The organism is Nostoc sp. FACHB-190, assembly GCF_014696905.1.
Taxonomy (GTDB): domain Bacteria; phylum Cyanobacteriota; class Cyanobacteriia; order Cyanobacteriales; family Nostocaceae; genus Nostoc_B.
This window is the reverse complement of record NZ_JACJQW010000058.1, coordinates 1-15,025: the sequence shown is the minus strand read 5'-3', so window position 1 is coordinate 15,025 and position 15,025 is coordinate 1. Positions and strand designations below refer to the sequence as shown.

Annotated in this window: 9 protein-coding genes; all 9 read right to left on the bottom strand. The window is 38.1% G+C overall.

The features are described from left to right. Nucleotides 1-3: 3 nt before the first annotated feature. The 9 genes from H6G28_RS33150 to H6G28_RS33105 all read right to left on the bottom strand — a co-directional run bounded on the left by H6G28_RS33150 (nucleotide 4) and on the right by H6G28_RS33105 (nucleotide 14,351). A complete protein-coding gene (locus H6G28_RS33150; protein ID WP_190677308.1) occupies nucleotides 4-5,517 on the bottom strand; it encodes a tetratricopeptide repeat protein in 5,514 nt (1,837 codons plus the stop codon). Between the two features lie 507 nt (nucleotides 5,518-6,024). Next, nucleotides 6,025-6,258 carry a hypothetical protein gene (locus H6G28_RS33145; RefSeq protein ID WP_190677306.1) on the bottom strand — a complete coding sequence of 78 codons (234 nt, stop codon included), beginning with the start codon at nucleotides 6,256-6,258 and terminating at the stop codon, nucleotides 6,025-6,027. Nucleotides 6,259-6,521: 263 nt separating this feature from the next. Beyond that, entirely contained in the window at nucleotides 6,522-9,404 is a 2,883-nt protein-coding gene (locus H6G28_RS33135) for a DEAD/DEAH box helicase (protein ID WP_190677304.1), read from the bottom strand. An 88-nt stretch (nucleotides 9,405-9,492) separates the two neighbouring features. After that, nucleotides 9,493-10,602, bottom strand: coding sequence for a ParB/RepB/Spo0J family partition protein (locus tag H6G28_RS33130; RefSeq protein WP_190677302.1), 1,110 nt, complete (start codon nucleotides 10,600-10,602; stop codon nucleotides 9,493-9,495). Beyond that, complete coding sequence (locus tag H6G28_RS33125; RefSeq protein ID WP_190677299.1) at nucleotides 10,599-11,354, bottom strand: ParA family protein; 756 nt, start codon at nucleotides 11,352-11,354, stop codon at nucleotides 10,599-10,601. The genes H6G28_RS33130 and H6G28_RS33125 overlap by 4 nt, the downstream gene beginning before the upstream one ends. A 99-nt stretch (nucleotides 11,355-11,453) precedes the next feature. Continuing rightward, nucleotides 11,454-11,900 carry a type II toxin-antitoxin system VapC family toxin gene (locus H6G28_RS33120; RefSeq protein WP_190677297.1) on the bottom strand — a complete coding sequence of 149 codons (447 nt, stop codon included), beginning with the start codon at nucleotides 11,898-11,900 and terminating at the stop codon, nucleotides 11,454-11,456. Beyond that, nucleotides 11,897-12,136, bottom strand: a complete 240-nt coding sequence (locus tag H6G28_RS33115; RefSeq protein ID WP_190677295.1) for a hypothetical protein — start codon at nucleotides 12,134-12,136, stop codon at nucleotides 11,897-11,899. The genes H6G28_RS33120 and H6G28_RS33115 overlap by 4 nt, the downstream gene beginning before the upstream one ends. Before the next feature lie 297 nt (nucleotides 12,137-12,433). After that, nucleotides 12,434-13,966: a relaxase/mobilization nuclease domain-containing protein gene (locus H6G28_RS33110; RefSeq protein WP_190677292.1), complete on the bottom strand. Its 1,533-nt coding sequence runs from the start codon at nucleotides 13,964-13,966 to the stop codon at nucleotides 12,434-12,436. Beyond that, nucleotides 13,941-14,351 (bottom strand): plasmid mobilization protein, encoded by a 411-nt coding sequence (locus H6G28_RS33105; RefSeq protein WP_190677290.1) that lies wholly within the window; start codon nucleotides 14,349-14,351, stop codon nucleotides 13,941-13,943. The genes H6G28_RS33110 and H6G28_RS33105 overlap by 26 nt, the downstream gene beginning before the upstream one ends. Between the last annotated feature and the right edge of the window lie 674 nt (nucleotides 14,352-15,025).

Below are 15,025 nucleotides of genomic sequence, written 5' to 3'. Positions count from 1 at the left end.
AGTTTATTGATGTTTCAGTAACCATTCTTTAAACAATTCAACTTTAATTCGGAATCCAGTTCCCTGTTTTTCTATAACTTGTCTTGTTTCCAAATCTTTTAGAACATCGTCTATATTAGCTGAGGTGTGAGCAGTGATAGCAGAGCGATCACAGTAAGGTTGTAAACGTGACCCATTTGCAATATCATGTAGTACTGCCTCTGCATCATCCTTAGAAATATTATCAGTATTATTATCACCAGCACTGGTTAAATTATCAAATGCTCCACCATCAAGCGAGTTATTTCCATTAATTAAATCATCCTTAATTCTGTCTATATCAGCTTCAGTTACATAATCTAATTTTTTTCGGTTCATGTACTCTACTAACCGATTACAAAAAATCTGAATGTAGTAAGGGCTTCCGGCAGTCAAATCAATTAACCGATTGACAGCATTACCCTTGTAACGACTTTCTTGATTTTCTTGTCTAATAATTGGCTTAATAATTAGCTTTTCAGCATCTTCTCGTGCTAGATAAGAAACTCGCTGATTTTCAGCAATCTGAAACTCATTAGGAAAACTATTAATAAATTTTGGCATATAATCTTGTCCTACTAATACAGTTCCAAAGTAGCCTTTTTCTAACAACGCTTTCCAAAATTGCATGAATATGTCTGGTACAATACCTCTCTTAATTAGACCATAGATATAAGAAAACTCATCAATAAGTAACATTATTTTTGCATCTCGATATTCATCTATTTCTCTCATCTTTTTCCGAAGCTCAGACATATATTCTTGAAATCTCATCTGAGGATTTTCTTTTAACTCTTCGAGAGGTGGAACTTTAATTGAAATACTTGGATAACGCTGATAATTTAAATCATCGAAAGCTTCATTTATTTCTAAAGCAATTTGGTAGAGAAAGTTAGGAAATGACATATCACCACCTTGAATGCTGAAGCGGACAGGTATTATTGGTAGTGTCAACTTTTGTTGTAAATGGTAAAGTATTGATGATTTCCCAGTTCGTTTCTGTCCATAAAACATAAAGCTTTTTTTTGAAGAAGAATTATGAATAGATAAAATTAGATTAGCTATCAACATATCTCGTCCATAAAACATATTTTCTTCTTCAACAATATTACCTTGAGCATATGAACTGTAAGGGTTATTAATTTGTTTGAAATCTTTAGCAGAATATAAACTTATAGCCTCTGAATGATCTTTATCTATTCGTTTTCCAGTTCTTGTTTTATAAGATAATTGGTAATATAAGGTAAATCTGGATTCCTTAGCTGTTTGAGATACATTAATTGGAATGTAACAAGTAACAGACTTTCCTCCTTCCAAAAATTCACTAACAGCAATGTATTCTTGCTGCGGTATATATTCATTTGCTGGTGAATTTTTTACTTTAATTTTGATAGAACTAGCTGTGCTTTTACCCTCTTCATTGGAAATGCGAATCTGACATTCTATAATTGATTCTTTATCAGGATATGAATCAATTACAAATTCTGTTTTTAACTGTTCAGGTTCTGCTTCTAGCTGTATTTGATTAAAATGTTTTTCAATTGTTTCACCAAGAGAGATAACATAGGGATGAAATAATTCCCATGAATACTTTGTTGGATTATTTTTCACTTCTTCAAGGAATTCTTTGATTCTATTTTTGATTTTATCTTTATAATATTCTCGTTCGCTATAAGAAGTATTTTGACTATATTCGTAGAGATTATTTAAAATAATTTGAATTTGATTAAGACGATTTCTATCTATCTTAAAAATAAGTTTTTGTTTGATATTTTGAACTCTTGAAATTTGATTCTCTAAAGAATCTAGCCTAGTAGCTGCTGAATGGAGATAAACTAATTCGTCTCTAATATCTCGCTCTCGATAATCTATAAAAGCCTCTCCACGCTTCCAGAGTTGTAAAAAAGCCAGTTTGCTTGTAGTTGTGTTAGCTTTTTCACCTAGAATCTCACAGCAGTACGATTCCACCATTGCCCGTAGATGTTTGTTGGGGGTAATCTTCCTGATCAAAAAATAACCTAAATCACGATTGAGCCAAGAAAGATATAATAATCCTTCAATTACTATTCGCCCTAAATTTGGTATCTTCAAAGCCTGTTCAAGGCTGGATTCGACATCTGCACTCCGACGATCGGTTGTCAGTACATCTTCAGCAGTTGAGTAGTAAACCCTAATATATTGTAATAATTTGACTTCTAACTGATCTATCCAATCGGGTGCAACCCGAAAAGCTTCTGCGTAATAACCTTGTGCTACATCATTATCCTTATTATTTAGGATACAAGCATCTCCCATTGCAGCACAAAAGTTTCTTAAATACTCTCTCGGTTGTGTTTCGTCTGGTTCTGACCCAAGATGATGTATCTGTATCTTCGCAGCAGATAGATAATATTTTGCGCGTTCATCAGGACGTTTAATACTTAACTTTTTATCAGCTACCAGCGTTAGTTTTTCTACATCTCTCTCTGTAAATAGTTTTGATTGTTTCTTTTCAGCTTCTATCCCTTCATAATTGCATTGTTCAAGATGAAAATTCAAAAAATCACCTAATTTAAATTGAGCATCTGATACTGCTTCCTGAGCAAACCAAGCATTCCATTCACTCTGCATATCAATTTGATTATTTTCGCGCAAAAAATCAAGCAATTCAAGCCGACTTCGTGCTGTTTCATCACTGGGATTTTGTTGTAAAACACGTTTAAATATCTTCTCGGACTCTTCATATTCTTGTAAATTGTAATATGCAAATGCAATTTGCTTAAGCACATTATTTTTACTATTATTTGGTGTTAATGCTAAAACTTCTTGTAAAGTGAGTATAGCCTCCTTATACCTTCCTAAAGATTGATGAATATTCGCTATTACCCGAAGAATAGCAACTTTGTCTTTTGCCTTGTGTTTATAATTTTGTAGAAGATGAATGGCCTCTTCATGTTGATTTTTTCGCTGCTTCAGAGCAGCCAGTTCCTTAATAGCACTCTCATGACGATCTCCTTCTTTAATAGCTCTAATTAATAGTCTTTCAGCTTCTTCTAAATTACCTGTATCTAGAGCTTCTTTCCCTTGATTGAAAACACTTAAGTTTTTGTTTTTATTTTTTAGATTTTGTACACTCTGTTTTCTTTGTGCTTCTATAAACTCTTTTTCAAATTCCTTCGCTTTAAGGTTTTCAGGATCTATACTAAATACTTTACGAACTTCATAAATTGCTTCAGAATAACGGTTAAAGCTTGCTAACTTATTAGCAGTTTTCAATATTTCTTTAATTTTAATATCTATCTGTAGATGTGTAATAAACTTAGAAAATGTTGAGTCAGATATTAGTGGTTTAAGTTGAGATGAAGCTATCTCATCTAACTGATTAGAAATTAGTTTCTGTAAATTATCAAAATCTTCTTTTACTTTTAATTTATTAATCTTTTCGAGAAATATCTTGATTTCTAGCTCATCATTTTTATCAAATATTTCATTTAAATAATACTTCGATTCTTCATATTTTTGTTGTTTTAATAAACACAGTACAATATCTTTTTTAACTTCTGTATTATTGGGTTGTAGCTCTAATATCTTTTTGAACTTGTTTTCTGCGTGTTCAAAGTCTTCATACCTTATGTAACAACTTACCAGTTTCCATAATAATTCACATTTTTTTCCATTATTTTTAGTGACTTCAATTTGTTTTTCAAGTAAAATAGCAGAATTTTTGTACTGCTCTAGCTTCAAATACATTCTTAATAATAAATCTTCAAATAGTTTTTGCTCTGTAAGCTGCGGAAGATAACGGGCTACAATATTAATAGCTTCTTGAATACGACCTAACTCTTCCAGTACTCTTGCAATACATTCAATTGATTTTTCAAAATTATCCCTTTTATCTATTGCTTGACGGAAAAATTCTGCTGCTTTTTCCAAATCTTGTTTAACTAGCAAAGCACTAAGGGCGCGAACATAAGCATTTGAATCTTGAAGGATATCTTTAAGTACTTTTTCATGTTGCTCCTCTTCTGCTAAATTATCAGTTTTACTACGCAAACATAATTTAACAACCTTTGATTGGTTGAACCCATCATTAGCAAGTTCAAAAAATACAGCTATTCGATTTCCTTGTTGAAACTGAGAAGTAGTTGTTTTAGCTAGTATTGTAAGCAAGGCATCATCTTGAATATCTCTATGATTAAAATTAAATTGATTACCTTTAACATCTCTTAATGAACCATATCCCTTGGTTTTTTTATAAGTAAAAATATATCCTTCTTTTTGATTAGTTAAAAACTCTTTTTTTTGTTTATTTGAATTTATATATTCTATTATTTGGCTTTTAAAACTAAGATATTCTAAAGTAAAGTTGTGATAGTCATCATAACTATTGTATAAATTAGTATCTATATAATTTAAGATATCTTCTAATACTAATTTTAGTGGTTCTTTACGTATCCATCTCTGAACAAATTTTTCTGCTTCTTGTTGATTTACTGCGGTTTTAATGAGATAAATACCAGTTTCTAATAATAAAACAAATTCATCATTTAAAATTTCTCGTTCAGTTGCCTGATATAGCTTTTTGAAAGCAGGATAGTTAGTCAATATTTCCAAAAGACTGGTATAAATAAACCACGCATCTTTTTCTTCAATGAAAACTCGCTGACTTAAGAATTGCTCTAAACTATAACAAGTTATTTCATATCTGTTAGATTTCCATGCTACTACAGCTAAATTAAACCAATCATATAGCGCATTTGATAAAAATACAGTATCCTGATAATACTCTATAGCTTTATCCCATTTTTCTAATAACGAATAAAAGTATGCAAGATGTCGTTTTATAGTTGATGAACTAGGGTAATTATTATTTAATTTTTCTAAATCACTTATTATTCGGTTAATTCTGTCAAATTTACTATTTAGTTCCTTATTTCTTTTTGCATACTTATATCGTTCTATTATCGAATCCCAAAGCTTTTTATCTTGGCTGCTTATTTCATCTAATGAAATATTAAAATCTGGAATTTTTATCTTAAAACTACTCTTTGCTGTTTGAATAGCAGTTTGAAAACGCCCTTCAATATCGTATATTTTGCTTACGCTTTCTGAAGTGATAGCCTCTGTTTGAGTTTGAACCGATATTGCTTTACTAGATATTTCAAAAAATTGATAACTTTTATCGTCTTTTATCTGCGTATTCTCTACATCTTGAGCGTTCTTTTCATGTTTTAATATATGTTCATTTAAAACGATATAAGAAGTTATAGTCTTAGTAAGAATTGTTACTTTATTACCACTATTTATTCTTAAAACAATATAATCACGACCAAAATTGACAAATTTACCGGAATTCTCTTGACCATTAGTTTGAAATATTTTAACTTCACTGCCCAGTTTATTCTGTTCTAAAAATATTCTCGTGTTTCTAGTAAGTGTAATTTTATAAATGAAGTGAAAACTTGAGCGAATGAGTGTAGATATTTTGTTATTAACAAATTTAATTAATTTCACAAACATATTGTTTACTATTTTTATTACTTTTTAATTTAAAATCGTAATTGAGCTTATGTTATTAGTAAAAACTGTTATTGAAATAAAATTTTTCTTTATTCAAACAATATCATTGTTGAAGAAACTTAGATAACAGAAAGCTGAAGGCAGAAGGAAGAAGGAAGAAAATATATTTTTTTCTGAGACAGGAGATAATGACCTTCATATAAAGTTTTATGCAGCTTTTTACCTGCTGCCTTTTGTACTTTCATAATCTCATTAGTCTAAAAACGGAAGTATTTGATATATTTTAGTTAAATTCACCGCTTTTTGTATGAGATTGTCACATAAATAAAACAAAAAAAGAAAGAAAATATCAAGAAACGATGATTTATAGCCCAACTACTACTAAAAGTAGTTGCAATGTAAAGAAAGAATGTGTATTGGAAACTGAAGTTAATACTGCCTGAACAACAGCTTTAGAGATTTGTCTTAGTATCAAACTGTTGCTGATGCCATACATTCAAGGCTCACTTAAGTACGAATTTCCCTATATTGTCGAATATGTTGAACTAACCGCTTAATTTCACCTCCAGATAATTCTAATTCACTCAGATTGCCAACCAAAACAAACAATTCCTTGTCCCTACTAACGGCAGTATTTAGTAAATTAGGTTTACGGTTAAGGAACCAAAAACTATGCTCTTGCTGACACTGGTAAGGAGAAAAGATAATAGTCTGACTATTGGAACTGGTTTTTTGTGACACTGTTTAATCTACATACGCTGAATTTATATAAAAACTACTGCAATTTCCATCTAAAAATAAACTTTTTTCATCTTCACCACGTACACTAGAAACTAAAACCAATTCGGTTGACCTACCTCAACGTATCTACTAGGAACTTCATCCAGTGTCAACTCCTGACAAACAATGCCGCATTATCGCCCTGTTTAATCAGGCGGGTGGTGTCGCTAAATCAAAGCTGACAAAAGTGATGGTGTTAATGCCACGTTACTGATGCCATCCATTCAAGGCAGATTATAAGTACGAATTTCCCCATGTTGTCGAATGTGTTCAACTAACCGCTTAGTTTCACCGCCAGCTAATTCTAGTTCCCTAACATTGCCCACCAAAACAAACAATTTCTTTGCTCTACTAACGGCTGTATTCAGCAAATTGGGTTTGCGGTTGAGGAACCAAAAACTATGCTCTTGGTGACACTGGTAAGCAGAGAAGATAATAGCTGCTTTCTCCCCACCTTGAAAATTATGAACTGTGCCAATATCCTCCCAAGAAAAGTTTCGCCAACGGGTAGAAAGCCGATACTTGAGCGCGTTAGCTTGCTGCAAAAACGGCGACATTACCCCAATTGTCTTTGAGTTGTCATCCGAGCTAATAGAGTAGCCGTGCTTAAGCAAGGATGTAATTACAGCTTCTACAGCGTCGATTTCTTCTGGATTAGTGTTATGGGTGTGGCTTCCCTCAACATGGTAAGCCAATAGATGCGGTTCTGTAGCCGTCCGGTGATCATGAGAAAGAATTTGCAGACCACCGGGGTAGTTAGGACTGCAAAACAGGATAATGTCTGGAGTGCAACGATAATGATTAGAGAGAATAATGCCATTGCCTAAATCCCCTTCTGTACCACTAGCACCAGCAGCACGATGATAAGCGGTAGCCGTATATTTAGCAGTGGGAGCATAGCGATAATAATCTTCATTCCTCATGCCCCGCTCCAGAAAGGCAGTTTTGAAATATTGTTTGATGGTATCATCGCTCATATTAACGATAGGCTCAATTTGTTGGGGGTCGCCTGCTACTACTGCCTGTTGGGATCTCACCAGCAAAGGAAATAATTGGTGTACAAGAGTTGTCCCTGCCTCATCCACCAGTGCCAGCTTGATGATATTGGGCTGAAGAATTGGCAACATATTACGCATTGATTGAAGGGTGGAGGTAATGACCGGGAAAATCAAGCTCAAGTCACGGTAGATGGCATCACTATCAGTTGACAGTTTTAAGAATGCTTCTCCATCCCCTGCTAATACACTGCCGTAAGTTTCTAATGCCCTCATAACGCTATCCTTGCGTCGGAGAGTTTCTTGCAACAGAAACGCCCAGGCGCATTGAAATAGTTCTAGCTGCAAATGGTGATAGTCACGGTAAAAACGACTGTATAAATCTGCTGCGGGGTAAGTATCAAGTTGTTCTTGGATTTGTTGCTGTTGAGCCTGTTTTAGTTCTAGTTCGTTAGTTAAAGCCGCTACTTGGTTTTGAATTTCAGTTACTTCCAGGTTTAGATTCCGCCATTGCCGTGACAAATCAATTTTTTGGTGAACGCTGGTGATTGCTGTCGTTAAACTAGAGGGGTCAATGGGTATTTGAAAGGGATGTGCTGTAGCTAAAGTGTTTAAAACAGCCGCGTTTATCCGATTCGCCAAACGCTGAAAAATCCGCTTGTCGGTAGTAGCATTGAGCCAGTCCAAGGCGCGTTTTGTAATAGAGTCAGAATCTTTTGGCAGTTCGCGTTCTGCTTGGAATAACGCGATTTGTATCTGTTCGTAAGCATCAATGGGAAAATTTTCGTAAGCAGCCAAACTTGATAGCTGTTCAGTTAGGGCTTGCAACTCGGAAGACTTAGCTGCAATCTCGTTATTGAGAGATTGGATTTCTACATCAATTTGCGATCGCCGTTCAATGTCAATAACTTTTTGAGCAGTATTCAAGCGGTCTTGCTCTATAAGTTGTTGAATTTCACTTTCTGCTTGTAGTAATTCGAGTTTGGCTTGTTGCCAGGAATCTTGATTAAATTCAGTATTACGCAGCCAATCTTGGGTTAATTGCAGTTTGGGTAAGGTTTCCTTACGGATATTAGTTTGGTTTCCGCCTGGAAGATAAAACTGTTGAGCAGAAGAATTTATAGTCAGTCGTTGTTGAAATTTTTTAACGGTGCTGTTATTAGCACCGACAAAGAATATTAAATTATTTACATCATCTTCATCGTGAACAAGCCGTAACGCTCGATTTACTATTTGCTGTGCTATGAGGTGCAAAAACACCTCCGTTTTTCCATTCCCCGGTGGCCCACAAACAGCCGTTAGTAAGTTTTCTTGGGCGTGTTTCAAGACAGAGGCTTGAAATTCATCAGGTGCGTGTGAAGGGAAAGCACCCCAAAATCTCACCTTATCTCTGGGTAATTGTGGTTGACCATAAAGGTACTGCATGGCTGGATGAGTTTCAGTTAGCCATTCTGCCTTAGAGTCAGGTTGTTGCAGTTCCTTAAATATTTCTTGTATGTCTTGCTTAAGGAGGGCATTATAGGGTGTAAAGTCGCAGCGTAGCAAATAAGGTTGTCGAGAGGTTTTGTAGTTTCCTTCGGGGAAGTCTACCAGTTCTAGAAAGTCTCGAAGTGTTGGGAATCTTCCTTTAAATGTGTCTTCTAAGAATTTTAAAATTCCTGATGCAACAATCAGTGATTCGGCTTGTTCTTCCTCTAGCCCGTACAACCGCATTAAATTAACGTTCACTGGCTGAAACTCGTATTCGGTCAAGTCCCAGCCAGTTTTGCGGTAATTCCCTTTTAAAATGGGTGAAATATCGATGGTGAACAGAGGCAAGTATTTCAGCTTTTGGTCTTTGCCCTTGCCGTTGATTATATAGATTTGTGGGAAAGCGACAGCCACCTGCACATCATTTTTGTTACCTCTAGTGGCTGCTTGTTGCTGTTGCTGGAATTGCGTAAATACTTCGCTATCTAGGAGTAACTTGTTGCCTACAAGCTGGACTCCCTTATCTACTACTTTTGAATAGATATCTGAAGAACGCTCGACCTCAGCTTGAGTCAGTTCCTCTAATCTGATATAGCTTAACCAAGCTTTTACTATCTGGAGCAGTTTTTCTGACTCTAGCATAGGGACTTAAACTTAAAAAGGAACACAAGCTAAGTATAAAAAATATTTGAATCTTCTGTTTTCTGCATCATGCTATGGGTAGGTAAGGTCACTCAAAATTTGTCAGCGTTTCCAGTTGTGAGAGCAATTTTTCGATTTGCTTGCGTTTTTTAGGGTCTGACCAGATGCGTGATTTTTTTAGTTTAGTGGTGGCAACAGCAAAACGTTCTTTGTAATTGTTAGATTCAGTTTGAGGGTTAGAGGCAAGGGTCTTCTTTTCACTAATGCGCTGTTTAATTTCGCTTAAAGACCAGTTGTTAGCAATAGCTTGTTCTACAAAGGCAACGCGCTCGTCTAAATCCTGAATAGCAGCAATGGCTTTGGCTTTGGTGTATTCAAGTTTTCCTTGTCTTAGTGCAGAAAGAATATCTTCAGGGAGGTTTAGCAAGGGCAGACGATTCTTGACGAAAGATGCCCAAGTCATTAAGCCAAGTCCCTCAAATACACCTTCAACAATTTTTAGATCAGTGTCGGCAGATGGCTCATGATTGGGGTCTAAATTAGGGGTTTCGGTTTCGCCCATAACGTTATGGGTAGGTTTATCACCTTCGCCTTCATCCTCGCTGATAGTGTTATTATTGGAGTCAGTTTCACCTCCGCCCATAACGTTATGGGTAGGTTCATCACCTTCACCTTCGGGTGCGCCCATAACGTTATGGGTAACTGTAGATGTCTTGTTTTGTAAGCGTTGTAGACGATACAGTAATGGGGGTACTTCCTGGGGGCTTCGACCTAGTTTGAGAGCCAGCAGTTGCAGGATGCCTTCAGTTTCTTCAACTGGGTTAAGGTCTTCCCGCAGTAGGTTTTCTACGAGTGCCAGTTGAAAAGCAGCGTTATCATCTAATTCTCTAATAACAACTGGTACTTCTTTTAAAGCAAGTTCAGTTGCAGCACGATAGCGGCGCTCCCCTGCTACGAGTTCGTGTTTTCCATCAACAACGGGGCGGACTAACAGAGGTTGCAGGATGCCATGCTGTTTTATCGATTCGGTTAACTGCTTTAACGATTCCGGGTCAAAGTAGCGGCGTGGTTGTGTCGGTGGTAGAGTAATCTGCTCTAAGGGCATGGACTGGGGAGAAGCAGCATTATTGATAGCTGTAGTGTCCCAAGGTACTTCAATTTTGCTTTTCAGGGGTTGGGTGGTTTTGGTGCGTCTCATTTTAAGGTTGATAAACTAAGGGCTATTTTTTTGAGGATTTGGACAGATGAGTGCTTGGGGTCGTAAACTGCCAGGGGCATTCGTTCCTCTGAGGCATCAACAAAAGCGGTAGAGCGCGGAATGGGAGGGAATATTGTTCCGGCGTTTGCTAGTTGTTCGGTGATGGCTGCTAGGGTACGAGTGTCTTGAGAGTTACGGGCATCGTATTTTGTGGGTACAAATCCAGCTATTTGTAATTTGCGATTGGGCTTGTTGCGGACGGTAGCGACGGTTTTTAAGAGTTCGCCTGTACCTTCAAAGGCTTTGAAATGGGTTTCTAGAGGGACAAGAACATGAGTGGCAGCGACCAGGGAGATATAAGAGAGTAAACCTAAGCTGGGAGGGCAATCTATAAGGATGAAATCGTAATTATCTTGGATTGGTTCGATGGCTTCTCGTAAGCGAAAATCACGCATAGAAGCGTTAACCAATTGCATTTCTGCCGTAGCAAGAGAGATGTTAGCCGGGGCTAAATCCATGCCATGAATGCCCTCATGAATTGATAGGGGTCGTTCATCGACAATGGCATTATTAACAGTTTCGTCTAAATCCCTTGGAACCAAGCCCATAAAGATAGTTAAGCTGGCTTGGGGGTCTATATCGATGAGCAGGACACGATGATCCAATTGCGCTATTTGGTAGCCCAGGTTTTGGGTAAGGGTGGTTTTGGCAACACCTCCCGCCTGATTAAATACTGCGATGATTCGGCTCATAAGTGAGTTGGTTTACTGCACCGTTACAGTTTAAGATAACTGTTGATGGGTAAATTGGTATTGTTTATCAAAAATTATGATCACATTAAATCCCCGTCTCTAGCTGTTTATGCTACTAGGATGAACAATAGTAATTCCTTCAACTTCTACAAAGTCTTTTGGGTTTAAAGTCAGAATATGACTAATTTTATGGGCAAGCACTACTGCTTGTATACGTAAATCGTGGGTGCGTTTACCTGAAATCTTGTGAGTTGTAGCGAGGCTAAACCAAAGGCGAAATATATCTGGTGTTTCTTCTAGCCACTCAAACTGATTTATTAGCATTTGCACCGCTCGTTCGGTTTCTTCTGGTGTCCATCCAAATCCGTTTACAGCTACAGGACGGGTGGCTACAACCCAAAATTCAATTAAAACTTGAGATGTAATAAAACATCGATGGTTATTAGATATTAGATACCTGATTGTGCGTTCAACAAGATTGTAATCTGGTGAAGCTATATCAGAGGAGCGTAATAGGATATTGGTATCTAATAAATAATCGGTCATACTTCATCATCGTAGATGTTTTCTCGACGCAGAGCTTCATCATCAAGGTTGGCATAGCTTTTTGGTGCTGTATCTACCCACTCCTGCCAAAGTAATAATTTCTCTTCCGATGTTTGAGGTTTATTAGTTAGTAACGTTAGATGCTTGTTATTCAGCTTTTCTTGAAACAGTTTTTGCTCTTCGGGGGAGAGGTTTAGTACCACTTCTACGAGGGAATTAACAAGTTGTACATTCATCTAGACCTCCAGGATACTCCCACTATATTAATATAGGACTCCTATTGGTTTAGCAAGGGATACAAATTGTAGGTGAAGACAGCAATTATTAGCCCACACAAGTTGTTGACGAAAATACCGCGAACTGCGCTCACTGGCATTTTTTCAGGTTTCAAGAACTCGTGGCAATTAGGCGGCGATAGCGGAGTGCTGGGCGGGGCTTTGATAAACTAGGCATCCCCACGAGTAAACTGTTGCCCCGTCCCAGCACCGCCTAATTGAGCGATAGCGACAACGAGTTCGTCGGCGCAACACGACTCATCGACTAAAACCTCTAGAACGTTGTTTCTGCTGTTCCATTTCTCGCTGCTTCGCTTCAATCAAAATCTCATTCCAAGTCCGCCCACTAGGTGCAACTCTTTTAGCCTGGGGTAGCATTTTTTGAACAACTTGCGCTGTTTCATTGCCCTGTTCATCGTTATTAAATGCCAAAGCAATTCTGTTCACATTCTTGAGCAATTCCAGGGGCAACGAGTTCGGGTCATCAACAGCCATGTACATTGTTCTAACTGGTGGTTGTCCCTTGTGTGCATCCCTATCAATATGTGCAATTGAGAGTGCCTCAATTGGAGAATCGCACAAAATAACTCTCTCGATTTGGGAGTCAGGCTCTCCACCCAATTTTAGGTAAAACCATCCCTTTGAGCGATCGCTATTTTCAGGGTACTCCATACACCGATTGTCAAGGCGTGTGGTATCCCAAACCAGTGCGCCTGACTTTTCGCCGTTTAAATCGCGCTTGATAAATACCACACGATGCTGCTGCTGCGTGTCGATGTAACCTAACCCCTGGCGTTGTAATGCCCCTACAAGGAAATTGGTTAAACCGCGTTTTTGAGTGAGGTAATTTTGCAATACCGGGCGTAAACTTTCATCTTCTGGTGGTGGAGTGAATTGAGTTTGTTTGAGTTCAATTTCTTGAAGAAACTTTTCTAACTGCTCAATTGGCAGTGGAACAGAAGGAATCAACAGAATTACGTTAATGCGCTCATCATCACGTTCTGGCTGGTAGTCAACACCACGATGTTTTTGCAAACCAGGGAAGGTATAAGCTGCACCTAACTGTGTGCCACTAAAAGCAACTCCATCTTTCTGGTATGAAATGCCTTTTGACTTCCCATTCCTGGTAAATCCTGTCCTTACACTAATACCAGCTTGCTGCAACCGCACAATCAATTCAGGCATCTGAGGATTGTCAACAGATGCGCGGTCAATTATCTGCTGAATTGACTCTTTAACACTGGTTTCTGGTGGAGTATCACGCCTACCTTGCGAATATTCTTCTTGCTCTCGCTGAATGCGCCGAAATTGTCCTGTGCTTTGGGTGCGATTCAGTTTTTCTCTGCTGCCCTGAACTTGAACTAAATCATAATCCTGCTCAATCTGCCGCAGCACTTTCTCAGAGCGCACATAATCCCAAGAATCATCGACTAATAGCCCAGTATCTAACCTGATTCTGCTGGCGGCAATGTGGACATGATCATCGTCGGTGTTTTCGTGGCGAAAGATGGCAAATTGATTGGCATCAAAACCCATCTCTTTCATGTAGCGATTGCCAATTTCACACCATTTATCTTCTGAAATTACGTCACCCTTAGCGGCTGATAGAGATACATGGTAAACCACACGCTCGGCATCTGGGTTTAATTGTCGAGACAGTCGAAATTCACTGGCCAGTTCTCTGGCATTTCTGCCACTCATGTTACCGCCAATCAGCTTGGCATTTTCGCTGTTGTGCAAATAATCCAACAGCTTGCGAAAGCCTCTACCCTTCGTCTGCTTCCCAATCATCTTCATCCTCCTCCTCTTCCCAGTCGTCTGATTCGGTGTCAACTTGTGCAATGTCTCGTCTGCACTGGTGTAGTAGTGATAAAAGTTCTTCTAACAGTTCTGGATTGGCTGGTGGAGTACGCCCCATTTTTATAGCTGTATTGGTGGCTTTGACAAGCTGATTTAAGTTGTTACCGATTTGTCCTAATTCCCAATATGTTTGTAGGCTAATTTTACTCAGTCGTTTGGGCAGTGGTCGCAGCAATCCATTACGCCTCATCAGTTCACTCGCTGACATTCCCGCATCTGCTGATTTCAAACGCAGCAAGTCCAGTTCGATATCGCTCAACCTCAGCGAGAACAGATGTTTTCTGACGAGTCTTTTTGACTGCTTACGATTGACCATTTTTCGGCACAACACGAGGGGGGTTTTTTAAGGGGGGTACTCCCCCTTGAACAAGCCGTCGTCCGAGCGCAGCGAGGTAAAGCGTTAGCTTTAAGACATGGCTTGCTTCTAGCCGGATTTTGGGGGAGGTTGCGGGGACTGGAACGAAATCAGACGGCGTAGCCGTTCTGCTGTCAATGCTACAACGTACAGAGAGAGATATCAACGGCGTAGCCGGAATTTGAGAAATCAAGCAGGATATAAGTTTTGGTTCGGCGTAGCCATAATAGGGAAGTAAATACAGCGAAGCTGTAATAGTTAGATTTTTTGGCTTAGATTGAAGGATAATAACAGCGAAGCTAGGACACAATAAGATAATTCAGCGAAGCTGTAATACAAAAGGATAATTCGGCGTAGCCGTAATAGTCGATTTTTTCAAAGCATCAGGTTGGGTAAAAATAACGGCGCAGCCGCCACAGAAAAAGGAGATTCGGCGTAGCCGCATGGGTCAAATTTTTTTAGAATTTTGAATCAGATTTTTTTCAAATAGTCGATAATGAGTAGTTAATCACTATTCACGAGCAATACCTTAGCCAAAAAAAGAGTATGAAGAGAGAGGGCTGACGTAGTAGAGTTATTGTCTCTCACAACGAAAACTCAAAAGCCACTCTTCAGCCCATGCCCGATATCTTATC